At 72.3% G+C, this 20825-nt stretch carries 24 protein-coding genes; 13 read left to right on the forward strand and 11 right to left on the reverse strand.

Features of this window, described 5'->3' with window-relative positions; all coding sequences use genetic code 11:
• The first annotated feature begins 50 nt into the window (after positions 1 to 50).
• Both IEY87_RS17595 and IEY87_RS17600 read left to right on the forward strand, forming a co-directional pair.
• Positions 51 to 536, forward strand: a complete 486-nt coding sequence (locus IEY87_RS17595) for a hypothetical protein (protein WP_189139740.1) — start codon at positions 51 to 53, stop codon at positions 534 to 536.
• A gap of 143 nt (positions 537 to 679) precedes the next feature.
• The gene (locus tag IEY87_RS17600; RefSeq protein ID WP_225277037.1) at positions 680 to 1342 is read left to right on the forward strand and encodes a TetR/AcrR family transcriptional regulator; all 663 of its coding nucleotides are present in this window, start codon (positions 680 to 682) and stop codon (positions 1340 to 1342) included.
• A 30-nt stretch (positions 1343 to 1372) separates the two neighbouring features.
• Here IEY87_RS17600 and IEY87_RS17605 read toward each other — a convergent pair whose 3' ends face one another.
• Positions 1373 to 2224: an SDR family oxidoreductase gene (locus tag IEY87_RS17605; protein WP_308426447.1), complete on the reverse strand. Its 852-nt coding sequence runs from the start codon at positions 2222 to 2224 to the stop codon at positions 1373 to 1375.
• 118 nt (positions 2225 to 2342) lie between these two features.
• Here IEY87_RS17605 and IEY87_RS17610 point away from each other — a divergent pair, with 118 nt between their 5' ends.
• Entirely contained in the window at positions 2343 to 3749 is a 1407-nt protein-coding gene (locus IEY87_RS17610; protein WP_194511328.1) for an MFS transporter, read from the forward strand.
• Positions 3750 to 3874: 125 nt separating this feature from the next.
• On the opposite strand, the gene IEY87_RS17615 is transcribed toward IEY87_RS17610, so the two are convergent.
• On the reverse strand, positions 3875 to 4465 hold the full coding sequence (locus IEY87_RS17615; protein ID WP_189139744.1) for a 1,2-dihydroxy-3-keto-5-methylthiopentene dioxygenase: 591 nt from the start codon (positions 4463 to 4465) through the stop codon (positions 3875 to 3877).
• Positions 4466 to 4515: 50 nt separating this feature from the next.
• On the opposite strand from IEY87_RS17615, the gene IEY87_RS17620 reads away from it, so the two are divergent.
• Genes IEY87_RS17620 through IEY87_RS17660 form a run of 9 tightly spaced genes read left to right on the forward strand, consistent with a single transcriptional unit; the run spans position 4516 to position 11378 of the window.
• Entirely contained in the window at positions 4516 to 5604 is a 1089-nt protein-coding gene (locus IEY87_RS17620) for a substrate-binding domain-containing protein (protein WP_225277036.1), read from the forward strand.
• Positions 5601 to 7340 (forward strand): sugar ABC transporter ATP-binding protein, encoded by a 1740-nt coding sequence (locus IEY87_RS17625; RefSeq protein ID WP_189139745.1) that lies wholly within the window; start codon positions 5601 to 5603, stop codon positions 7338 to 7340. The genes IEY87_RS17620 and IEY87_RS17625 overlap by 4 nt, the downstream gene beginning before the upstream one ends.
• The gene (locus IEY87_RS17630) at positions 7337 to 8368 is read left to right on the forward strand and encodes an ABC transporter permease (RefSeq protein WP_189139746.1); all 1032 of its coding nucleotides are present in this window, start codon (positions 7337 to 7339) and stop codon (positions 8366 to 8368) included. The genes IEY87_RS17625 and IEY87_RS17630 overlap by 4 nt, the downstream gene beginning before the upstream one ends.
• The gene (gene mtnK / locus IEY87_RS17635; protein WP_189139747.1) at positions 8365 to 9540 is read left to right on the forward strand and encodes an S-methyl-5-thioribose kinase; all 1176 of its coding nucleotides are present in this window, start codon (positions 8365 to 8367) and stop codon (positions 9538 to 9540) included. Before IEY87_RS17630 ends, mtnK begins: the two co-directional genes overlap by 4 nt.
• Positions 9537 to 9959: a YbaB/EbfC family nucleoid-associated protein gene (locus IEY87_RS17640; RefSeq protein WP_189139748.1), complete on the forward strand. Its 423-nt coding sequence runs from the start codon at positions 9537 to 9539 to the stop codon at positions 9957 to 9959. Before mtnK ends, IEY87_RS17640 begins: the two co-directional genes overlap by 4 nt.
• A complete protein-coding gene (locus IEY87_RS17645; RefSeq protein ID WP_189139749.1) occupies positions 9956 to 10276 on the forward strand; it encodes a hypothetical protein in 321 nt (106 codons plus the stop codon). The genes IEY87_RS17640 and IEY87_RS17645 overlap by 4 nt, the downstream gene beginning before the upstream one ends.
• Positions 10267 to 10788, forward strand: coding sequence for a WXG100-like domain-containing protein (locus tag IEY87_RS17650; protein ID WP_189139750.1), 522 nt, complete (start codon positions 10267 to 10269; stop codon positions 10786 to 10788). The genes IEY87_RS17645 and IEY87_RS17650 overlap by 10 nt, the downstream gene beginning before the upstream one ends.
• Positions 10781 to 11251: a hypothetical protein gene (locus IEY87_RS17655; RefSeq protein WP_189139751.1), complete on the forward strand. Its 471-nt coding sequence runs from the start codon at positions 10781 to 10783 to the stop codon at positions 11249 to 11251. The genes IEY87_RS17650 and IEY87_RS17655 overlap by 8 nt, the downstream gene beginning before the upstream one ends.
• Positions 11238 to 11378, forward strand: a complete 141-nt coding sequence (locus IEY87_RS17660) for a hypothetical protein (protein WP_189139752.1) — start codon at positions 11238 to 11240, stop codon at positions 11376 to 11378. Before IEY87_RS17655 ends, IEY87_RS17660 begins: the two co-directional genes overlap by 14 nt.
• Positions 11379 to 11419: 41 nt before the next feature.
• Here the strand turns inward: IEY87_RS17660 and mtnB are convergent, their stop codons facing one another.
• From mtnB to IEY87_RS17700, 8 genes are read right to left on the reverse strand one after another with little or no spacing between them, the layout of a single operon-like run.
• On the reverse strand, positions 11420 to 12052 hold the full coding sequence (gene mtnB / locus IEY87_RS17665) for a methylthioribulose 1-phosphate dehydratase (RefSeq protein WP_189139753.1): 633 nt from the start codon (positions 12050 to 12052) through the stop codon (positions 11420 to 11422).
• Positions 12049 to 12714, reverse strand: coding sequence for an acireductone synthase (mtnC, locus tag IEY87_RS17670; protein WP_189139754.1), 666 nt, complete (start codon positions 12712 to 12714; stop codon positions 12049 to 12051). Before mtnC ends, mtnB begins: the two co-directional genes overlap by 4 nt.
• Complete coding sequence (locus IEY87_RS17675; protein WP_189139755.1) at positions 12711 to 13658, reverse strand: nucleoside hydrolase; 948 nt, start codon at positions 13656 to 13658, stop codon at positions 12711 to 12713. The genes mtnC and IEY87_RS17675 overlap by 4 nt, the downstream gene beginning before the upstream one ends.
• Positions 13655 to 14677 carry a s-methyl-5-thioribose-1-phosphate isomerase gene (locus IEY87_RS17680; protein ID WP_189139756.1) on the reverse strand — a complete coding sequence of 341 codons (1023 nt, stop codon included), beginning with the start codon at positions 14675 to 14677 and terminating at the stop codon, positions 13655 to 13657. The genes IEY87_RS17675 and IEY87_RS17680 overlap by 4 nt, the downstream gene beginning before the upstream one ends.
• Complete coding sequence (locus IEY87_RS17685) at positions 14674 to 15546, reverse strand: ABC transporter permease (RefSeq protein ID WP_189139757.1); 873 nt, start codon at positions 15544 to 15546, stop codon at positions 14674 to 14676. Before IEY87_RS17685 ends, IEY87_RS17680 begins: the two co-directional genes overlap by 4 nt.
• Positions 15543 to 16592, reverse strand: coding sequence for an ABC transporter permease (locus IEY87_RS17690; RefSeq protein ID WP_189139758.1), 1050 nt, complete (start codon positions 16590 to 16592; stop codon positions 15543 to 15545). The genes IEY87_RS17685 and IEY87_RS17690 overlap by 4 nt, the downstream gene beginning before the upstream one ends.
• Positions 16589 to 18190, reverse strand: coding sequence for an ABC transporter ATP-binding protein (locus tag IEY87_RS17695; RefSeq protein WP_189139759.1), 1602 nt, complete (start codon positions 18188 to 18190; stop codon positions 16589 to 16591). The genes IEY87_RS17690 and IEY87_RS17695 overlap by 4 nt, the downstream gene beginning before the upstream one ends.
• Positions 18187 to 19212: a BMP family ABC transporter substrate-binding protein gene (locus IEY87_RS17700; RefSeq protein ID WP_225277035.1), complete on the reverse strand. Its 1026-nt coding sequence runs from the start codon at positions 19210 to 19212 to the stop codon at positions 18187 to 18189. The genes IEY87_RS17695 and IEY87_RS17700 overlap by 4 nt, the downstream gene beginning before the upstream one ends.
• 128 nt (positions 19213 to 19340) lie before the next feature.
• Here IEY87_RS17700 and IEY87_RS17705 point away from each other — a divergent pair, with 128 nt between their 5' ends.
• Complete coding sequence (locus IEY87_RS17705; RefSeq protein ID WP_189139761.1) at positions 19341 to 20315, forward strand: SDR family NAD(P)-dependent oxidoreductase; 975 nt, start codon at positions 19341 to 19343, stop codon at positions 20313 to 20315.
• 131 nt (positions 20316 to 20446) lie between these two features.
• On the opposite strand, the gene IEY87_RS17710 is transcribed toward IEY87_RS17705, so the two are convergent.
• Entirely contained in the window at positions 20447 to 20749 is a 303-nt protein-coding gene (locus IEY87_RS17710) for a hypothetical protein (protein ID WP_189139762.1), read from the reverse strand.
• Positions 20750 to 20825: the final 76 nt, after the last annotated feature.

Consider the following 20825-nt stretch of genomic DNA (forward strand, 5'->3'; position numbering starts at 1 on the left):
GTTCGATGCGCGGGTTCCGCATCTCCCCGTGTTCGTCACGCTAGGAGCTCGTGTGCGCTCCAGGTCAAGGCCTGCCCACCGGCCTGTGGTCCGCGGAAGGCGCGAACGCCACCGTCAAGGTCAGGAAGCCGGACGGCACGAAGCTGGTCGCCGACACCAACTGCGGCACCGGCTGCCTGCTGGAGCCCGCCGTCCTTCCGGTGGCCGGCACGTACACCGTCGAGTTCAGGCCGCAGAACGCCAAGACAGGCGCGATCACCCTGCGACTGCACGAAGTCACCCACCTGACCGGGACCGTCACCCTCGGCGGAGTGGCCTCGACGCTGACCGCGACGGCTCCGGGGCAGAACGGGTCGTGGTCGTTCACCGGGACGGCGGGGCAGTTGGTGTCGTTCGATCTCACGGACGCGAATTTTCGCCAGTTCGGTGGACGCCCGGGTGTCGGTGAACAGGCCGGACGGGACGGTGCTGGTGGCCGCGACCTACTGCGGGAAGAGTTGTTTCCTGGAGTCGGTGGCGCTGTCGTGACGGTCTGACGTCGGGCGGGCACGGTCACGTGGCCGTGCCCGCCTGACGTCCCCCGGGCCGGCACGCGGTTCCGGCGCTCCGGCGAGCCGCCTGGTCGGACGGTGGTCTCGGTTCTGACTCCGGTTCACGCTCAAGCACTAAGATGACCACCGTGAGTTCCCCAGGGCGGCGCCGGATCGACGAGATCGGCGACGAGAGTCGTCGCCGTATCCTGGACGCGGCCGAAGAGCTGTTCGCCGAGCGCGGTTTCGATCGGACGTCCTTCGTCGACATCTCCGAGCGTTCGGGCATCAGCCGCGGCTCCATCCCGTGGCACTTCAAGAACAAGGACGGCCTCGTGATGGCCGTCGTCGAACGCGCGATCGAGCGCGCGATGCCCGCGGAGCGCTACCAGTACGTGCCGACGCTCGCCGAGGTGTTCGACGACTCCGCCACCTTGGTGCGCAGCGAGAATTCGGCGCTGCTGTTCATGATCCTGGCCGAAGCCATCAGCGGCACGAGTGCCGTCCACGGCCAGTACCAAGAGTTCCTCACCCGGCGGCGCGGCGGTCTTGAGCTCTGGCTGCGCGCGCAACGCCCCGAAGGCGCGGACCCCGAGACCGCGTCGAAGCAGGAGCGCGCCTTCGCGGTAGCACTCAACGGCGTGCTTCTCGGGATCCACCTCCAGGCGCTCGTCGATCCGGACGGCTTCGACCTCGACGAGGCCCTGCAGTCGGTCGCGGCGCTGTTCGACAAGAACCTCGCCGATGTCTGGTCCACCCCGCCGGCCTCCGCCCGCGCGCGCCGCGACGCCGCGAAGACCGGCAACGGCTGAGACGTGCGCGCGGGCCGCCCCGGCTCGCGGTCAGAGACCTTCGTCGGTGGCTGGAGCGGGGATGGAGGCGAGAAGGGCCGCCACCCGTTTCTCCATGTAGGGCCGGATCATGTCGCCGGTGTGGATCCACAGCGACCGGGCCTCCATCCCGGCGATGACCATCTCGCCGACGGAGTCGATGTCGGCGCCGCCCTTCAAGAACGCCTCGGCGTCCCTGAGGCCGTCCTCCACCCGCAGGGAAACGGCCTCATCGGCTGACCAGGTGTGGCGAATGATGTCGGTGTCGACAGGTCCGGGACACAGCACGCTGACGTCGATGCCGTAGTCGCTCACCGCCAGTCGCAGCGACTCCGAGAGCCCGACCACCGCGAACTTGGCGGTCACGTACAGCACGTTCCGGTCGGCCACCAGGCCGGCGCCCGACGCGGTGTTCACGACGTACCCGCCCTCGCCGCGCTCGATCATGCGCGGCAGGAAGGTCTGCAGCCCGTTGACCACCCCGGTGAGGTTGACGCCTAGAGCCAGATCCCACTTGTCGTACCGCAGCTCCGCCACCGGGGAGTACGGCACGATGCCGGCGTTGTTGAACAGCAGATCGACGCGGCCCACTTTCGCCTCCACCTGATCGGCGGCCGAGGCGAACGCCGCACGGTCCCGTACGTCCAGCCGTACGGTCTCGACGGTCGTCACGTGCGACAACTCGTCCTCGCTGCGGGCAAGCGCCGCCTCGTCGATGTCGGCCAAGGCGAGACGCACACCACGCCTGCCCAGCGCCCGTGCGATACCAAGACCGATTCCCTGGCCACCTCCGGTGATGAAGGCGACCGAACCTTGCCATTCCCTCACAGGACCACCGCTCCTCAACTCGTGTCGCGAGATCACGCACCTCTATGTTGCATAGCATAGAGAATGCTAAGCAACATTTTCTGTGCCAGAGTAGATTTACTGTGGTGGTCAACATAGTGAACTCAGGCGAGTGCAACCCTAGGAAAGGGCACCGATGACCGAAGAAGATCGCGTCGTGGCCGGCGATCCTCCATCCGTCGTAGCCGCCGTACCAGAGAGGGACACACCCGAGCCGACGATGACATTCCGCGAGGTCATGTCCGTCGGCGGGCGCATGACGCTGGGCGTGCTCGTCGGTCTGCAGTTGCTCGACAGCGTCGACGGCTCGATGTTCGCCGTCTTCGCACCCGAGATCCGGGAGTCGCTGGGCATCACGTCGGCGGCGATCGCCACCGTCGGAGCGCTCGCCGGTGTCATGGTCTCCCTCGCCGCGCTCCCGCTCGGCCTGCTCGGGGACCGCCGCCGTCGCACCACCATCGCCGGTCTCTGCACCCTTGCCTGGGCCGTCGCGGCCGGACTCCTCGGCCTGGTGCAGAATCTCTGGCAGGTGGCCATGACGCGCATCCTCGCGGGCATCGGTAAGGCCAACGAAGGGCCCATCCAGATGTCGATCCTGACCGACGCGTACCCACCCGCCGGCCGTGGCCGGGTGCTCGGCCTGCACCGCGGCGCCCAACCTCTGGGCATCGTCGCCGGTCCCCTCGTGGCCGCGCTCTTCGCGGCGGTCGTCCCCACCGGGTACGAGCCGTGGAGGTGGGCATTCGCCTTCGTCGCCGTGTCCGGCCTCGTTCTCGGCGTGGCCACCCTGCGTCTACGCGAACCGGTCCGGGGCCGGTTCGAGCAGGAGGCGCTGCCCGGGGGCGAGCCGCTGCCTGACCTGAGCGCCCGGCCCAAGCAGGGGCGAGGGCTGGACCCGGGCGCTCGGCCACTGCCCCTGTCAGCCGCGTTCGCGCGGCTCAGGAAGATCCGTACCTTCTCCTTCGTGATGATCGCGCTCGGCGCGTTCGGTCTGTGCCTGACCACGGTGCCGATCTACCTGAACCTCATCCTCGAAGACCATCTCGGGCAGGGCACCACGGCTCGCGGCATGATCGCTGCCGTCGGCGCCCTCGGCGGACTGGCCGGCGCGGTGCTCGGTGGCATCTACAGCGACCGGCTGTTCCGGCGCAGCCCCACGGCATCCCTGTATCTGGCCGGGGGAGCGCTTGCCGTGCTCGGCATCGGTTTCGCCGTCCAGGCGTACTCACCCAACGTCGCGACGTTCGTCGTCAGCGGCATGCTCACCCAGGCCATGACCTTCGCCGGTCTCGTCCCGTTGAGTCTCATCGTGGCCTCGGTGACTCCTCCCGAGTTGCGCGCCACGGCGTTCGCGCTGGTCGGTCTGTACCTGGCGGTCGTCGGCGGACTCGGGGGCGCGCTGCTCACCGGCCTGGCCGAGCGGCTGTGGGGTGCTCAGGCCGCCATCGCCGTCGTCGCGCCGGCCGCCTCCATCGTGGCGGGCCTCATGCTGGTCCGCGGCGCCGCCCACCTGCTCCACGACATCCGCGCGAACCACCGCTGACGGGCTCGGCCCGTCTCCGGCGGCTGCCGGCCATCTCGGCCGCCGATGAGCTGTTCCAGCGGGCTCTGGCGTTGTGGCGGGGCGACGCGCCGGCCGGCGAGCCGATCCACGGGGGTGGCCGGCGCTCAGCCCGCTCTGGCCGCGCGGGTGGCCGCGATGGTGTCGAAGTCCGGGATGCGCCCGGCGATGGGGCTGCCGGTGAAGTCGCCCACCCAGCCGTCGTCGTCGTGGAAGAAGCGGATGGCGGTGAAAGCCGGCCGGGTGCCCATGTCGAACCAGTGCGTGGTGTTCTTCGGCACGCTCAGCAGGTCGCCGGCCTCGCACAGCACCGCGTGCACCTTGCCGCCCACGTGCAGGTAGAAGATGCCCGAGCCGGAGACGAAGTAGCGGACCTCGTCATCGTCGTGGGTGTGCTCGGCCAGGAACTTCTGCCGGGCCGCCGCCGCGCGCTGCGGCCAGTCGTCGCCGTCGTCCGGGTGCAGCCGCGCGACGTCGACGAAGGTGTAGCCCTCCTCGGCGATGACGCGGTCCACCTCCGCCCGGTAGGCCGCCAGGACCTCCTCCTGGTCCGCGTCCGGCGCCAGGTCCTCGACGACCTGCCAGTGGCGCAGGACGACGTCGATCTCCTTGAGCGTCGCCGCGATCTCGGCCGGATCCTCGGTCTCCAGCAGGGTCTCGGGCTGTTCGTGGTCGTTGTACACGGTCAGGTACGTCATGACCGTAAATCCTACAATACAAGCATGAATTGTGGGATATAGTCCGCCATGTGAAACCCGCACGACTTCTGAGCGTTGTCGCCCTCCTTGTCCTGGCAGGCTGCTCGCAGGGCACGCCCGCCGCAGCGCCGTCCTCCTCGCCCGCCCCGTCCGCCCCGTCCTCCGCCGCCGTCGCGCCGGCCGTCGCGCCGCCCGCGACGTTCGCCGGCGGGAACGTCCGGATCTCCCTGGTACGGCAGCTCTCCTCCGGCGACTACTTCGAGCAGTGGCTGGCCGGCGCGCAGGCCGAGGCCAAGGCGCTCAACGTGCGGCTCGAGGTCTCCAGCGGCGACGGCAACAACGACAAGCAGGCGCTCAACCTGGAACAGGCCGTGACGGCGAAGTCCGACGCGATCATCGTGGACCACGGGTTCGCCCAGACCGTGCAGCCCGCCATCAAGAAGGCGGTGGCCGCCCGGATCCCGCTCGTCGCCTTCGACGTCGACCCCGGGACCCCGCAGGCCGTGGCCCTGACGCAGGACGACCACCAGATCGCCGAACAGGCGCTGGGCGCGCTGAAGGCGGACACCGGCGGCTCCGGCGAGGTCCTCTACGTCTACGTCGCCGGTTTCGCCCCGCTGGACCGGCGCGACGAGACTTGGGAGCAGTTCAAGAAGGACAACCCCGGCATCGAGCAGGTGGCGCGGATCGGCGTGGTCAACAGCTCGACCGCCTCGGCGGTGGCCGACCAGGCGAAGGCCGCGCTCCAGGCCAACCCGGGCGTCAAGGCGATCTTCGCGCCGTACGACGAGTTCGCCAAGGGCGCCGCGCTGGCCGTCAAGGAGCTCGGCCTGGCGGACAAGATCAAGATCTACGGCGCGGACGTGTCCACCGCCGACATCGGCGTGATGACCGAGGCCGGCAGCCCGTGGGTGGCCACCTCGGCCACCGACCCCGCCAACGTGGGCCGGGTCGCGGTACGCGCCGCCGCCCTGCTGGTGGCCGGGCAGGACGTCGATCGCGCGCTCACCGTACCGCCGGCGCTCATCACGCAGAAGGGGCTGCGGGACGCCGCCATCACGAGCGTCGAGCAGCTCACCCGCGCCTTCCCCAGCCTGACGACGCCCGACGTGGCGCGCGTGCCGTGGGTGGCGCCGTGACCTTCGCGGTCACGTCCGTCTCCAAGGTGTACGGGGCCACCCGGGCGCTGTCGTCGATCACGCTGGAGCTGCGGCCCGGGGAGATCGTGGGACTCATCGGGACGAACGGCGCGGGGAAGTCCACCCTCATCAAGATCCTCTCTGGGGCGACGGCGCCGACATCGGGGACCTTGTCGTACGAAGGGCGGCCCTTGGCCTTCGCCGGCCCGCTGGACGCGCAGGCGGCCGGGGTGCAGACCGTGCACCAGAACATCGACGACGGCGTGGTCCCCGGCGCCAGCGTGGCGGAGAACCTGACACTGGACTCGCCGGCGGGACGGGGCTGGTTCGTGACCCGCGCGCGGGTGCGCGCCGCCGCGTCCTCGGTGGCTCCCGGCCTGGCGCTGCCGCTGGACGCCCCGGTGGAGAGCCTGCCCGCCAGCGCCCGGCAGCAGATCGTCATCGCCCGCGCCCTGGCCCGCCGGGCGCGCCTGCTGATCCTGGACGAGCCGACGTCGACGCTGTCGGAGGTGGAGGCCACGGCCCTCGCCGCCCAGGTGAAGGAGGCGGCCTCCCAGGGGGTGGCGGTGCTGTACGTGTCGCACCGGCTGTCGGAGATCGAGACGCTGTGCGATCGGGTGGCGGTGCTGCGGGACGGCGAACTGGTCGCCACCTTCACGGCGCCACTGTCCCGCGAACCCATCGTGACCGCCATGCTCGGCCCCCTCACCGCCCCGCCCACCACCCCGCCCACCGCCCCGCCCACCGCCCCGCCCACCGCCCCGCCCACCGCCCCGCCCACCGCCACGCGTGGTGCTACGCCCACGGCTCCGCCCGGTGCCGTGGCCGGTGTCGCGTCTTTCAGGGACGCTCCGGCCGGCGAGGGCTTGGCGGGAGGCCGCGAGGTTCTGGTCGCGGAGGGGGTGCGGGCCGTCGCCCGGGGGCGGGCGTTCGGGCTGCGGGTGCGCGCCGGTGCGGTGCTGGGGGTGACCGGGCTGGTCGGCGCGGGGAAGAGCGAGCTGCTCGAACAGCTCGGCGGCGCCCGGCCGCTGCTGTCGGGGCGGTTGCTGCTCGACGGGGAGCCGTACCGGCCGAAGGATCCACGCGCGGCGATCGGCAGAGGCGTGGTGTTCGCGCCTGAGGAGCGGGCGGCGCAGGCCATCGTGCCGGGCTGGTCCGTGCGGGCGCACGTCACCCTGCCGTGGCTGCGCCGGCACAGCCGGTCGGGGCTGCTCACCCGGCGGTCCGAGACGGCCGCCGCCCGGCACGTCATCGACCTGTTCGGGGTGCGCGGCCCGGGGCATGACGCGCCCATCGAGGCCCTGTCGGGCGGCAACCAGCAGAAGGTCGTCCTCGGCCGCTGGCTGGCGGGGGATCCGCGCCTGCTGGTGCTCGACGAGCCCTTCCGCGGCGTGGACGTGGCCGCCCGCGCGGACATCGGCCGCGTCGTACGTGACCGCGCCCGCGAGTCGGCGGTCGTCGTGGCCACCTCCGACCCGCAGGAGCTGCGTGGCCTGGCCGATCGCGTGCTCGTCCTGTACGAGGGCTCGGCCGTCGGCGAACTGCCGATCGCCGAAGCGACCCCGGAACGCCTGGCCGCCCTCATGTCCGGCACACCCCCGCAACGCCCGGCCGCCCCCATGTCCGGTACACCCCCGCAACGTCCGGCCGCCCTCATGTCCGGCACGCCCCCGGACCACCTGGCCGCCCCTGCGTCTGAGCACCTCCCCGAACCTCCTCACGAAGGCAGCGCATGACCGTCACCGTCACCGACGCGGGCCCCGACGCGACGTCGTCCTCCCGGCGGGCCGCCTCCCGGGTCGCCGCCGTCGCCTATCGGTACGGCCTGCTGGGCGTGCTGGTCGTCATGCTCGTCGTGTTCTCCCTTCTGCGCCCCGCCTTCGCCACCTACCCCAACGCCTTGATCGTCCTGCAGTCCGTCGCCGTGGTCGGGATCGTCGCGCTCGGCGTCACCGTCTCCATGACGACCGGCGGCTTCGACCTGTCCGCGGGCGCCTGCGTCGGCGCCGTCGTCATGGTGACCGCCCTGACCATGGTCAGGTTCAACCTCACCGGCGCCACCGCCGTCGTCGCCGGCCTGCTCACCGGCCTGCTCGTGGCCGCCGTCAACGTGCTGCTCACCGTGGTCGCCAAGGTGCCCGACCTGGTCGCCACGCTCGGCACGCTCTTCCTCTTCCAGGGCCTGGCGCTGATCGTCACGGGCGGCCAGTCGGTCGCCCCGGGCATGACCGTGGACGGCGCGCCGGCCCCCGGGCGGTACACCGAGGGTTTCGCCTGGCTGGGCGGCGGCACGATCGCCTCGGTGCCGGTCCCGGTCGTGGTGTTCGCGCTGCTCGCCGCCCTCGTGTACGTGCTGCTCAACCACACCCGCTGGGGCCGCGCCCTGTACGCGATCGGCGGTAACCCGGAGGCCGCCCGCCTGGCCGGCATCCGCGTCGCCCGCTACCGCGCCCTGGCCTACGCCGTGTCGGGGGTGTGCGCGGCGGTGGCCGGGATCCTGCTGTCGGCCAGGCTCGGCCGCGGGGATGTGGGCGCCGGGGACCCGTACCTGCTGCAGTCCGTGGCCGCCGCGCTCATCGGCTTCGCGGTGCTCGGCGCCAACCGGCCCAACGCGCTCGGCACCGTGGTGGGCGCGCTGTTCATCGGCGTGATGATCAACGGGATGACCATGCTGAACGCCCCCTACTACGCCCAGACCTTCGTCCAGGGCGCGCTGCTGGTCGGCGCGCTGGTGACCAGTTACACGCTCAGGAGGATCAGTTGAGCTACGAGCTCCTCACGGTGGACACCCTGGCCGGTTATGTCGCCACGCGACCCGCGCTGGCCCGCTTCGGCGCGGTCTCGGACGTTCGTGAGGTGGGCGACGGCAACCTCAACCTGGTCTTCATCGCCGCCGCCGAGCATGGCGGGCTGGTGCTCAAGCAGGCGCTCCCGTACGTCCGCGTGGATCCCACCTGGCCCATCACCCCGGAACGCAACGGCATCGAGGGCCGGGCCCTGCGGGTGCACAACCAGGTCGCGCCCGGCCTGGTGCCCGAGATCTACGACGCCGACCCCGACCGGCACGTCATCGCCATCGAGGACCTGTCGGATCACCGGGTGTGGCGCGGAGCGCTCAACGAAGGGCTGCGCCACGAGGGCGTGGCCACCGAGCTCGGGCGCTATGTCGCGAAGGTGGCGTTCGGCACCTCGGTGTTCGGGCTCGGGGCGAAGGGGCACAAGGCCGCGCTGGCCACCGCCGCCAACCCCGAGCTGTGCGAGATCACCGAGGATCTCGTCTTCACCGAGCCGTACATCGCTCACGAGCACAACCGAATCCTGCCCGCCAACGAGGCGGACGTGGCGGCGTACGCGGGCGACCCGGAGGTGCGGGCCGCCATCGGCGCGGCCAAGTTCGCGTTCCTGACCCACGCCGAGGCGCTGATCCACGGCGACCTGCACACCGGCTCCGTGCTGGTGCGCGACGGTTCGGCACGGGCGTTCGACGTCGAGTTCGCCTTCTACGGCCCGGTCGGCTTCGACATCGGGGCGCTGTGGGGCAACTACGTGCTGGCCGCCGCCCGCGCCCTCGTCCTGGGCGACGACGCGCACGCCGGGTGGGCGCTGGCCCAGGCGGGCGAGACCTGGCAGGCGTTCGCCGACGAGTTCGCCGAGCTGTGGCCGCGGCGGGCCGACCCTCGGATCATCGACCTCGACCGCCACCTGGACCAGGTCTACGCCGACGCCGTCCCCTTCGCCGCGGCCAAGGCGGCGCGGCGGGTCATCGGCTTCTCCGCGGTCAGCGACATCCAGTCCCTGCCCGAGGAGTCGCGCGTGCGCGCCATCCGCGCGGTGCTGGCGGCGGCCAGGCTGCTGCTCACCGCACCGGGGCCGCGGGGCGAGCCGAAACCGCTGTTCGAACGCGTGGGGCAGGTGCTGGCCGAGGCCGGCGGATGAGCGGCGACCTGGGCGCGGGGGACTTCGACCGCCTCATCGAAGCCGCCAGGGCCGCCGTCGAGTCGGCCAGGAGCACGCCGCCCGCCCCCGCCGGAGCCGAGTACGAGGCCGAGGGGCGCGACGGCCTGGTCCGCGCGACCGCCGTCCTGTCGGCCGACGGCGTCCGGCTGCGCTCCCTCGACCTCAACCCCCGAGCCCGACGGCTGGAGTCGGCCGACCTGGCCGCGCTGATCCTGCGCACCGTGAACGAAGCGCTCGATGGCGTGGCCGGCGAAGCACGGAAGGGATCGGCCCCCGACCTGGCCACGCTCTCGGCGGAGCTGCGCGATCTGCAGGACTTCTCCGCCGACCGGTTCGGCGCCTTCGCCGGCACCATCACCGACCTGCTCCGGCAACTCGAAAGGCGGATCGACGGATGACCGGCCCGGACGTGCGTACGACCGTTCTGCACAACGCGGGAACGGATGCGGGCGGCGTCGCCGAGGAGGTGAGCGGCGCGTTCGGCGAACTGCTCGCCGCCGTCTCCGCCGACAGCGCGATCCCGCGGAACGACGACATCAGCGCCATGATCGCCGCCGCGTACGCGGCCATCCACGAGATGGCGGCCGGCTCCATCGCGTCGGTGGTCACCGCGCTGGGCGGGCACGGCGAAGGGCTCACCACGATGGCGGCCACCTACCGTGGCACCGAGGAGGACCTCGCCGCCGCGATCAGGAGGGGCGCGCCATGGGAGTGACCCTGCCCTCGCCGCTGTCCGCCCTGCTCAACGAGCTCGGCTACCTCTGGCCGGAGGTGGACGAGGAGTCGCTGCACCGGCTGGCCACCGCCTGGGCCGGGTTCGGCGTCCGGCTCGCCGGCATCACCGGCCAGGCCGACACCGTCGCCGAGGCCGTACGGCGCGGCAACGCGGGCGAGGCCGTGGCGGCGTTCCTGAAGGCATGGGAAGAGGACGACGGCTCGCGCACCGCCGCCGAGGGCGTGACCGGACCACGTACGGCGATCGCCGAAGGCGTGACCGGGGCGCAGGTCGTCGGCGTCTGCCTGGTGGTCTGCGCCGCGCTCGTGCTCGCCCTGAAGATCGCGTTATTCGTGCAGCTCGTCGCGCTGCTGGTCAGGATGCAGCTCGCGATCGCCGCGGCGCCGGCCACGTCGGGCGGCTCGCTGCTGGCGATCCCGGCGCTCAAGCAGCTCACCGGGGCGCTGGTGAACCTGTCGATGAACCAGGCGTCGCGAGTGCTGATTGCGTAGGGTGCCCGCGGGCGCGGCCGGGTTCATCGCCGGCCGGGCCGCCAGATTCTTTCGCGGGGCCAAGCCCGTGCCGCTCGCCGGCCTGGTCAGGGACTCCCGGCGCAGCGGCGGCTTCTCCTGGTCCCCGACCACCGGCCGGCCTCCGGCCAGGGGATACATGGTGGCCACGACCGGTCGTACCGCCCAGTTCCCCGAGAGCATCCTGGACGATCCAGACGTCGCGGCCCGCGCCATCGACCGCTACCTCCGCGACAACAGGGACGTCTTCGAGAACCGCAAGAACATCTACCTCGGTTGCTGGATCGAGGACGGGAAGATGTGGCTCGAACCGTCGATGAACCTTCCCCGCAGGAAGACGGCGATCAAACTGGCCAGGGAGACCGACCAGATCGCCATCTACGATGTGAAGAGCCGCGACTACATCGGGACAGGAGGCGCTGGTGGCTTTCTTGAGGAGGCGTAAGATCCAGGCCGCACTGCCGGAGGGCTATTTCGACCTGCCGGACGAGGAACGCCTCGCCTGGGCGAAAGGGCTGGCCGAAGAGCTGCGGAAGGAGCGCGACCGCCAGGAGGAGGACGGGGACGCGTGACCCCCCGCCCCCTGAGCGACCAGCGCACTCCTCCGTGCGCGTCAGGCGGTGGCCAGCGCGTACGCCAGGAGCCACTCCACGCACTCGGTGACGTGCCGGGCGTGCTTGAGGTCCGTGCCCCAGGCGTACAGCCCGTGATCGGCCACGATGACGGCGGGTGTGCGCGGGTCGTGGGCCTCCTCGAACCGGTCGCCCAGCTCGCGCATGTCCTGGCTGTTGCGGATCACCGGGATGGTGACCTCGTCGTCGTGGGCCAGGCGGCCGATGCCCTTGAGCGTCTCCACGTCCCGCAGCAGCACCCCGCCCGGCCAGCGGCGCCCGGCCACCACCGCGTTGAGCGCGTGCACGTGCACGACCGCGTCCGCGCCGGTCAGGTCCGCCACCCGGGCGTGCAGCCCGGCCTCGGCGGACGGCCTGAGCGGCTCCACCCCTTCGACGGCGACGGCCTCACCCCGCGGGCCGACCACGGCCACGTCGGTGGCCAGCAGCTCGCCCTTGTCCAGGCCGCTGGCGGTCACGGCCAGCCGGAGCGGCTCGCGGGAGACCACCTCCGAGAGGTTGCCCGAGGTGCCGCGCATCCAGCCGAACCCGGTGAAGCGGGCCGCCTCGACCGCCAGCCGGGCTCCGGACGCGTGCACCTGCTCGGCCGCGAGCGCGATCTCGACGCTGCTCATGGATTGACCTCCTCGAATGTCGTGACGACGGGATGGGTGCCGAAGGGCACGGCGGCGTTCGGCTCACCCGGCCGCCGCACGCCGGTGGTGCGCCAGCCGGCCGCCGCCGCGGCGTCCAGCTCGGCCGGGACATCGGACAGGAAGAGCGTCCCGGAGGGCTCGCCGAGCGTCCCGGAGATCCGCTCGTAGGAGTCCGGCTGCCGCTTCGGCCCCGCGTTGACGGTGTCGAACCAGTGCGTGACCAGCACGGACAGGTCTCCGTCCGCGGCATGGCGGAACCACGGCCGCTGGCTGGCGACCGCCCCGGAGGAGAAGACCGCGAGCCGGTGCCCGGCGGCGTGCCAGGCGCGCAGCGCGGGTGGCACGTCGGGGAAGAAGTGGGCGGTCAGCTCGCCGGCCGCGAAGCCCGCCGCCCAGATCCGGCCCTGCAGCGTCTTGAGCGGGGTGGCCTTGACATCGCCGTCCATCCACCCGTGCAACACCTCGACGGCCTCGGCGAGGGTGCCCGCGCCGATCTCGGCCAGCACCGCGCGCACCTCGGGGTCGTCGCGGTGGGCGTCGAGATGCGGGCCCAGCCGGGGCCGCGCGTAGGCGTACAGACCGACGTGTACGGACTCCGTCGAGCTGGTCGTCCCCTCGATGTCGAGCACGATCGTGGTCATCGGGTCAGCACCTCCACGAAGTCGGCCACGAACCCGGGCGCGTCCACGGCGGTGAGCACCCTCGTGGGAGGCGCGGGATCGTACGGGAAGGCGGGCGGCAGCCCGTCGTGCGTACGCATCAGCCTGGCCCGCCACAGGAAGCCGTCGCCGCGCACGTTGACCGGCCCGTCCGTCCAGGCGGTCGCGAACGTGCGGTCCAGCAGCACGCCCGCGGCCAGCGGGTCGTGCAGCGGGATGATCCGGCGGCCCCACTCGTTCTGGTAGAAGTCCAGGTACGCGTCCAAAATCTCGGTCGCGAACCTGGCCACCGGCGTTCCGGCGGCCCGCAGGGCGGCGATGGCGCGTTCGTCCAGGATGGTGCCCGCCGTCACGTTGACGCCCACCATGACCAGCTCACGGCGGGGCGCCGCGAACACCGCCCGGGCCGCCTCCGGGTCGTTGTTGATGTTGGCGTCGATCATCAGCAGGGTGCCCGGCGCGGCGTAGGGGCCCGAACCGCCCATCAGGACCACCGAGCGGTACTTGGTGAACAGCTCGGGGTCCAGGCGCAGGGCCAGCGCCAGGTTGGTGAGCGGGCCGAGGGCCAGCAGGTCGAGTTCGCCCGGTCGCTCGTTCGCCAGCCGTACCAGCAGCTCGGGGCCGGACTCGGCGGTCACCGCCGGCAGCGGGCGGTCGTGGCCGAGGTCTCCCAGGCCGTCCTTGCCGTGCACGTACCCGGCGATGTGGGCGGGGCCGCGCAGCGGCTCGGCGGCGCCCCTGGCCACCGGCACGTCCAGGCCGAGCAGGCCGCCCACGTAGCCGATGTTGCGGGTGGCGTCCTCCTCGGAGCAGTTGCCGTACACCGAGGTGATCGCGACGATCTCGGCGTCGGGCCGACCTGCCAGGTACAGCAGGGTATGGGCATCGTCGATGCCGGTGTCGGTGTCGACCACGACGCGTCTCACAGGCTCTCCTTCACTTGGTCCGGACGGTAGACGCCGCGCTCGGTCACGATGCGGGTCACCAGATGGGGTGGGGTCACGTCGAATGCCGGGTAGTAGCCGCGCACGCCGTCGGCCGCGGTGCGGTGGCCGAGCGCGTGCAGCACCTCGTCGCCGTCGCGCTGCTCGATCACCACGTCGCGGGCGGTCGGCGCCTGAGGATCGGGCGCGTCGACCAGCGCGTAGAACGGCACGTCGAACGCGCGGGCCGCCAGTGCGACGCCGAGCGTGCCGACCTTGTTGATCACATGGCCGTCCAGCGTCACGCGGTCGGCGGCGGTCAGCGCGACGTCGGCCAGGCCGTCCGACAGGGCGGCGGCGACCATGCCGTCCGTGATGAGCGTCGGCCGGTAGCCCATCTCGACCAGGGTGGCCGCGGTCAGCCGGGCGCCCTGAAGGTAGGGCCGGGTCTCGGTGCAGACGAACTCCAGCCGTTTCCCCGCCGCCTGCGCCGCGCGTACGGTGCCGATGAGGAAGGCGTCGGCCCAGCAGTGCGTGAGCACGCGGGCGCCGTCGGCGAGCAGTCCGGCGGCGTGCCCGCCGAGCGCCGCGCTGCGGGCACGATACCCGTCGTCATGCGCCCGTGCCGCGGCCTCGACCACCGCGACCAGCTCGTCCCCGGCCTGCGCGGTTCCGGCCTGGAGCGTGGTGCCGACGGTGGCCGACAGGACGGCGTGGACGGCGTCCCTGATGTGGTTGTTCGTCGGCCGGGTGGCGACCAGGCGCGCGCCCACGGCGCGCAGCCGCTCGGCCGCCCGCTCCGGCGGTTCGTGCCGGGCCTCGCGCGCCCCCAGGACCATCCCCGCCGTCGCCGCGAACAGCGGCCCGGAGCTCTGCGTCACCATCCGCTCGATGGCGACCGCCACGTCCTCGCTGGTCGCGCAGCGCACCCAGCGCACCTCCAACGGATAGACGCGGCGATCGAGGATCTCCACGGCGTCTCCCGCGAACCGCACCGAATCAGCCAGTACGGGACCGCTCATACCGGTGCCTCCTTCCGTCGTGCCGCCGCCACCACGACCAGGGCCAGCAGCGTGATCAGGTACGGGGCCGCGTCGGCGGCCTGCTGGGGGAGCCCCAGCCCCTGCAGCCGGAACCCCAGCGCCTCGGCGGCCCCGAACAGCAGGCAGGCCGCCAGACCCAGCCACGGCCTGGAGCCGGCGAGCATGACCGCGACCACGGCCACCCACCCGCGCCCCGCGCTCATCCCCTCGCTGAACAGCGTCACGTTGCCCAGCGCGAGCTGCGCCCCGCCGAGTCCGCACAGCGCGCCGGCGCCCAGCACCGCCGCGTGCCTGTAGAGCGGCACCCGCAGCCCGATCGACTCGGCCGCCTCCGCGTGCTGCCCGATGCCGCGCAGCCGCAGCCCGGAGCGGGCGTGTCCGAGCCACCAAGCCGCGGCGGCCACCAGCAGGAACGCGACCGGCACCAGCGGGGACTGCGATCCGGCCACGGGAGCGTCGAGCCCCAGCGCGGCCAGCGTCGGCAGTCCCGCCAGCTCGGGGGAGCTGAACGTGCCGCCGCTGCCGAAGATCTGCCGCATGAGGAACGCGGTCAGCCCGAGCGCCAGCAGGTTCGTGCCGACGGCCACCACGACCGGGTCGGCGCGGAACGTCACCGCGGGGACTGACAGCAGCAGGGCGTACAGGGTGGTGCACAGCACCGCGCCCGCCACACCCAGCCAGGCGCTGCCCGTCAGATGGCTGAACAGCACCGCCGTGAACGCGCCCCACAGGAGCTGGCCCTCCAGCGCCATGTTGAAGACGCCCGACACCGAGCAGAGCAGGCCGCCCAGGGCGGCCAGCACCACGGGCGCGGTGGCGGTCAGGACCGCCGCGAGGAACGTCGTCACGCCGGCCTCCTCGACGGCCGGGCCTTCGCGACCGCGGCCACCGCGACGATCACGATGATCAGGCCCTGCACGATCTGGGTGAGCTGGCTCGGCACACCCGCCTCCCGCTCCATCCCCTGGCCACCGGCTTGCAGGATGGTCAGCAACGCCACCGTCACGGGCACGGCCAGGGGGCGTCCCGCCGCCAGCAGCACCGCCGCGATCGCGGTGAACGTGTAGCCGGGCGCGGTCAGCGCGCCGTCCACGAACCGGTACGGGGCGCCCAGCACGATCAGGCCGCCCACCAGCCCGCCGAACGCGCCCCCCGCGGCCAGGGTCAGCGCGGTCAGCCGGCTCACCCGGACGCCGCCGTACCGGGCGAACTCGCGGTTGGCGCCGAGCGCGCGGATCTCGTACCCGGGGACCGTGCGGGCGTCGGCGAGAAGCCACAGCACCGTCAGGACGGCCACCAGGGGTAGGCCGATCGTCACGTACGTGCTCGCGCCGAGCGACGGCAGGTGGGCCGCGAGCGGCAGGAGCGGCGTCTGCGCCAGCCCCGTCCCCTGCTCGGCCAGGGGGAAGCGGGCCAGGTAGGAGGCGAGCGACACCGCGGGCACGCTCAGCAGCAGCGTGCTGACGATGGCCGGGATGCCGAGCCTGGTGTGCAGCGGCGCGGACAGGGCGGCGAGCAGCGCGCCCGCCAGCGCCGCGCCGATCAGCGGGAGGACGAACGAACCGGCGCCGCCGGTGGACAGGGCCAGTGCGGCGGCCGTGATGCCGCCCAGCGCGAGCTGGCCGTCGCCGCCCAGGTTGAACTCGCCCGCTCGGAAGGGGATCGCGAACGCCACGGCCATGCCGAGGGTGGGGACGTAGGCGGCCAGGGTGTATTCGAGGTTGCCGTCCATGAACGCGCCGCGCAGGAGGGCGGGGTAGGCGAGGCCCGGGTCGACGCCGACGGCGAGCATGACGAGCGTGGTCAGCAGGAGCGCGCCCACCAGCGAGACCACGGCGGGCGTCCCTGCGATCAGCCGTGCGACGGCACGCGCGCGCGGCTCGGGGGAGCTCATTCGGTGCTCTCTCCGGCCGGCCGCCGCACGCCTGTCGCGCCGGTCATCGCGGCGCCGAGCCGCTCGTCGGTGGCCTCCGCCACGGGGAGGTCGGCGGTCAGGCGGCCCTCGAACATGACCAGTACCCGGTCGGCGAGGGCCCGCAGCTCGGACAGCTCGCTGGACTGCAGCAGCACGGCCCGTCCCGCGTCGCGGGCGGCGGCGAGCAGGGCGTGGATCTGTTCCTGGGCGCCCACGTCCACGCCCTGGGTGGGTTCCTCCACCACGAGCACCGGCGTGTCCCTGGACAGCTCCCTGGCCAGCACCGCTTTCTGGGCGTTGCCGCCGGACAGCTGCGCGATCGGCGCCCGTACGGAGGCGGCCCTGATCGAGAACCGCTCCACCAGCGCGGCCGCCCGGCCGCGGACCCGGCCCGGGCCGAGGAGAAAGCCGCGCTGGTCGCCCATCAGCAGGTTGTCGGCCAGCGACATGTCAGGGGCGGTGGCGCGCCCCGCACGGTCGCCGGGGACGTAGGCCACGCGCCGATCCCTGGCACCGCCCACAGGCCGCCCGTCGAGGAGCACCGTGCCGGAGTGCGCGCGCCTGAGCCCGGTCATGACGTCCACGAGCTCGCGCTGCCCGCTGCCCGCGACGCCCGCGATGCCGACGATCTCACCGGGCCGCACGCTGAACGACACCCCGCCGACGGCGGCCACGCCGTCACGATCCCGGACGCGCAGGTCACGCACTTCCAGCCGGTACGGAGCGCCGCCGGCGATCGCGGGCGGCTTCTTGGCGGTGGGTGGGACGCCGGTGGTCGCGGGCGGCTTCTTGGCGGTGGGCAGGGCGCCGGTGGTCGCGGGCGGCTTCTTGGCGGTGGTCGGGGCGGTGGCGAGTGAGCGGCCGATCATCGCGCGGACCAGGTCGTCCGCCGACGTGCCCGCCGTCGGGAACCGTCCCGTCACCCGGCCGCCCCGCAGCACCGTGACCCGATCCCCGGCGGCCAGCACCTCGTCCAGCTTGTGTGTCACCAGCAGCACCGACACCCCCTCGGCGGCCAGCTCCCGCACCATGCGGAACAGCCCCGCGGCCTCACCGGGAGTGAGCACGGCGGTGGGCTCGTCGAGGATCAGCACCTCGGCCCGCCGGTACAGCGCCTTGAGGATCTCCACCCGCTGACGCGTTCCGACAGGCAGGTCGCCGATCCGGGCTCCGGGGTCCACGTCGAGCCCGTACCGCTCGGCCAGGTCCGCGACCGAGCGCCGGGCGGCGGCGCGGTCGAGCACGCCACGCCGCATCGGTTCGGCGCCGAGGACCACGTTCTCGGCCACGCTCAGGCCGGGGAACAGCCGGAAGCGCTGGTGGACCATGCCGAGTCCGTGCGCGATCGCGTCGGCGGGGGAGCGCAGCCGCAGCCGCGTCCCGGCGCGCAGCACGTGCCCGGCGTCGGGCGGGTGCAGGCCGTACAGGATCGACATGAGGGTGGACTTGCCGGCCCCGTTCTCGCCCACCACGGCGTGCACCTCGCCGCGCTCCACGGCCAGGTCGACGCCGTCGTTGGCGGTCACGTCGCCGAAGCGTTTGGTGATGCCGACCAGCTCGACGGCGGGAACGCTCATCCGGCCAGCGGGTCGGCGACCGTGACGCGACCGGCCACGATGTCGTCGCGGACCTGCTTGACCTTGGCGACCACGTCGGCGCTGGCGGCGACCGCGCAGCCGGACGAGGCGAGGTCGTCGCCGAGCGCGTTGACGCCGACGCCGCCCTCCTTCAGCCCGTACACCTTGACGCCGCCCGCCTTCCCGGCCGCGATGTCCTTGATGGCGGCGCTCTCGGCCACGTCGACGTGCTTGAGCACGTTGTCGATGACGTTGCCGGGGCTCTGGGCGCACTGGTTGACGTCCACGCCGAACGCCTTGGCCTTCGCGGCGGCCACGGCCTCGAAGACGCCCTGGTTGCCGGCCGACGCGGCGGCGGCCACGATGTCGACGCCCTGGCCGGTGAGCGTCTGGGCCTGCGACTTGGCCCGCGCCGGGTCGCTGAACGGGTTGTTGCCGCCGACGTAGAGCGGCGTGCCGGTGGCCTCGGGCTTGACGGACTTGGCTCCGTCGAGGAACGGGTCGATCCAGCGGTGCACGAACGGCGAGTCGATCGCCGCGACGACGCCGAGCTTGCCGCTCTCGGTCAGCAGCCCGGCCTCGACGCCCGCCAGGTAGGCGGCCTCATGCTCCTTGAAGGACACGCAGGTCAGGTTGGCCGCCTGCTCCTCGGCGCAGGAGTCGACCTGGAGGAACTGCTGGTCAGGATGCTGCTTCGGGACGGTGGTGAACAGGTCGTCGAAGGAGAAGCTGACCCCGACGATCACGGTGGGCTTCGCCCGGACGGCGGCGTCGAGGTTCTGGGCGATGCTGGTCGGGTCCTTGCTCTCGTACAGCTTGAACGAGGCGCCGATCTCCTTGGCCGCCGCTTCCGCGCCCTTGACGCTGAGCTGCAGGAAGCTGTTGGTCCCCACGGGGTTGGGCGTGATGAGGATGACGTTCTTGCCGGTGGGGGCGGTGGCGGCCGGCTGGCCGGTCCCGCCGCACGCGGTCAGCGTGAGGGCGGCGGTGGCCAGCACGACCGCGGGGGAGATGGTGCGCATGCGAGCGAGAATAACATGCATATTAGGTAGGAAATACCGCATTTCGGTCGTCCGCGATAGCGGCAGGGCACGGCTATTGAGCACCCACCCGGTGCGTGGAAGTGTGAGCACGACGAAGGGACTGATCAATGAGATCGTTCACCGGAAAGCTGGCCGTCGTCACCGGAGGCGGCACAGGGATGGGTCGCGAACTGGTCGCCCAGTTGGCGGCCGACGGCTGTTCGGTCGCGACCTGCGACGTCAATGACGCCAACCTGGCCGTCACCGCGGACAACGCCCGCAAGGTCGCGTCCGGCGACGTGCGGGTCACGACCCACCACTGCGATGTGTCGGACGCGGCCCAGGTGGCGAGGTTCCGCGACGAGGTCATGGCGCAGCACGAGACGAGCCATATCAACCTGCTGTTCAACAACGCGGGCATCCACGGCGGCGGCAGCTTCGTCGCCGGCCCTCAGGACGAATGGGAGCGCACGTTCGACGTGTGCTGGGGAGGGGTGTACAACTGCTCGCGGGCATTCGTGCCGCTGTTGATCGCGAGCGACGAGGGCTGCCTCGTCAACACCAGCAGCGTCAACGGGTTCTGGGCGTTCATCGGCCCCGGCATTCCGCACACCGCCTACAGCACCGCGAAGTTCGCGATCAAAGGTTTCACCGAGGCGATGCTGGTGGACTTCCGGGTCAACGCGCCGCACGTCCAGGTCGCGCTCGTGATGCCGGGCCACGTCGGCACCGACATGATGATCAACTCTCGGCGGGCGCACGGTCAGTCCGACCCGGAGGACATGACCCCCGAAGAGATCGACAAGGCCCGCGCGCTCATCGTCGCCAACGCCGGCATCCCGGCCGAGCACGTGAGCGACGACGTGGTCCGCTCGATGATCAAGGGCATGGCCGACGGCTTCCGGGACAGCGCCCCCCTCTCGGCCGCCGACGCCGCGACCGTCATCCTTGACGGCATCCGCGCCGGGACCTGGCGCATCCTGGTGGGTGAGGACGCCCACGCCCTCGACACCGCGTTCCGCGCCGACCCGCTCGCTCTGTACGCACCCGGCAGTCCCGCCCTCGCGTCGATCCTCGGCATCCCGCTCGACGCCGGCAACTGACCTGATCCACCGCCCGTTCGAACGGTCACCCGGACGCTCGGGGGAGCGGCGTGGCGGGGGCCCCGCCGCCGGCGTCCGGCATGACCGCGTCCGGCATGACCGTCGAACCGATGACGCCGACCCGTGCCGCCTCAGCGCAGGGTGCTGGCGTCCTCGCCGCCGTCGTAGTTCTGCGACGCCCGCTGAATACGGGTCTCCTGCTGCCGGAGCGCGGTCGCGAGCAGGTCGAGCCCGGTAGCGATGTCCGTCATCCGCCGGCCGTGGTCCCGCGCGTACGCGCGGCCGTATTCGTCGTCGCCGAGGGCGGTTTTCGCCACCCCCGACGACGCCTCGAATCGGGTGCTCGCGCCGGCCAGGTCACCGGCCATGCCGTCCGCCGCGCACGCCAACCGGTGCAGGTGTCTCTTGCTGTAGGTGACGCCGTCCAACTCCACGGGTGGGCAGCCTAGTACTCCTCGATCAAGGACCCCACAAAATAGGGAAACGATGGTAATTGTGGGATCTGCGATG

Origin of the sequence: Nonomuraea glycinis (genome assembly GCF_014646515.1) — a bacterium.
Classification (GTDB): Bacteria; Actinomycetota; Actinomycetes; order Streptosporangiales; family Streptosporangiaceae; genus Nonomuraea; species Nonomuraea glycinis.

Excerpts from the sequence above, each read along its gene's own strand:
- IEY87_RS17690 (WP_189139758.1), bottom strand. The coding sequence starts at position 16,592 with ATGAGCTCCCCCGAGCCGCGCGCGCGTGCCGTCGCACGGCTGATCGCA.
- IEY87_RS17700 (WP_225277035.1), bottom strand. The coding sequence starts at position 19,212 with ATGCGCACCATCTCCCCCGCGGTCGTGCTGGCCACCGCCGCCCTCACG.
- mtnB (WP_189139753.1), bottom strand. The coding sequence starts at position 12,052 with ATGAGCAGCGTCGAGATCGCGCTCGCGGCCGAGCAGGTGCACGCGTCC.
- IEY87_RS17610 (WP_194511328.1), top strand. The coding sequence starts at position 2,343 with ATGACCGAAGAAGATCGCGTCGTGGCCGGCGATCCTCCATCCGTCGTA.
- IEY87_RS17680 (WP_189139756.1), bottom strand. The coding sequence starts at position 14,677 with ATGAGCGGTCCCGTACTGGCTGATTCGGTGCGGTTCGCGGGAGACGCC.
- IEY87_RS17645 (WP_189139749.1), top strand. The coding sequence starts at position 9,956 with ATGACCGGCCCGGACGTGCGTACGACCGTTCTGCACAACGCGGGAACG.
- IEY87_RS17705 (WP_189139761.1), top strand. The coding sequence starts at position 19,341 with ATGAGATCGTTCACCGGAAAGCTGGCCGTCGTCACCGGAGGCGGCACA.
- IEY87_RS17630 (WP_189139746.1), top strand. The coding sequence starts at position 7,337 with ATGACCGTCACCGTCACCGACGCGGGCCCCGACGCGACGTCGTCCTCC.
- IEY87_RS17640 (WP_189139748.1), top strand. The coding sequence starts at position 9,537 with ATGAGCGGCGACCTGGGCGCGGGGGACTTCGACCGCCTCATCGAAGCC.
- IEY87_RS17615 (WP_189139744.1), bottom strand. The coding sequence starts at position 4,465 with ATGACGTACCTGACCGTGTACAACGACCACGAACAGCCCGAGACCCTG.
- mtnC (WP_189139754.1), bottom strand. The coding sequence starts at position 12,714 with ATGACCACGATCGTGCTCGACATCGAGGGGACGACCAGCTCGACGGAG.
- IEY87_RS17650 (WP_189139750.1), top strand. The coding sequence starts at position 10,267 with ATGGGAGTGACCCTGCCCTCGCCGCTGTCCGCCCTGCTCAACGAGCTC.
- IEY87_RS17695 (WP_189139759.1), bottom strand. The coding sequence starts at position 18,190 with ATGAGCGTTCCCGCCGTCGAGCTGGTCGGCATCACCAAACGCTTCGGC.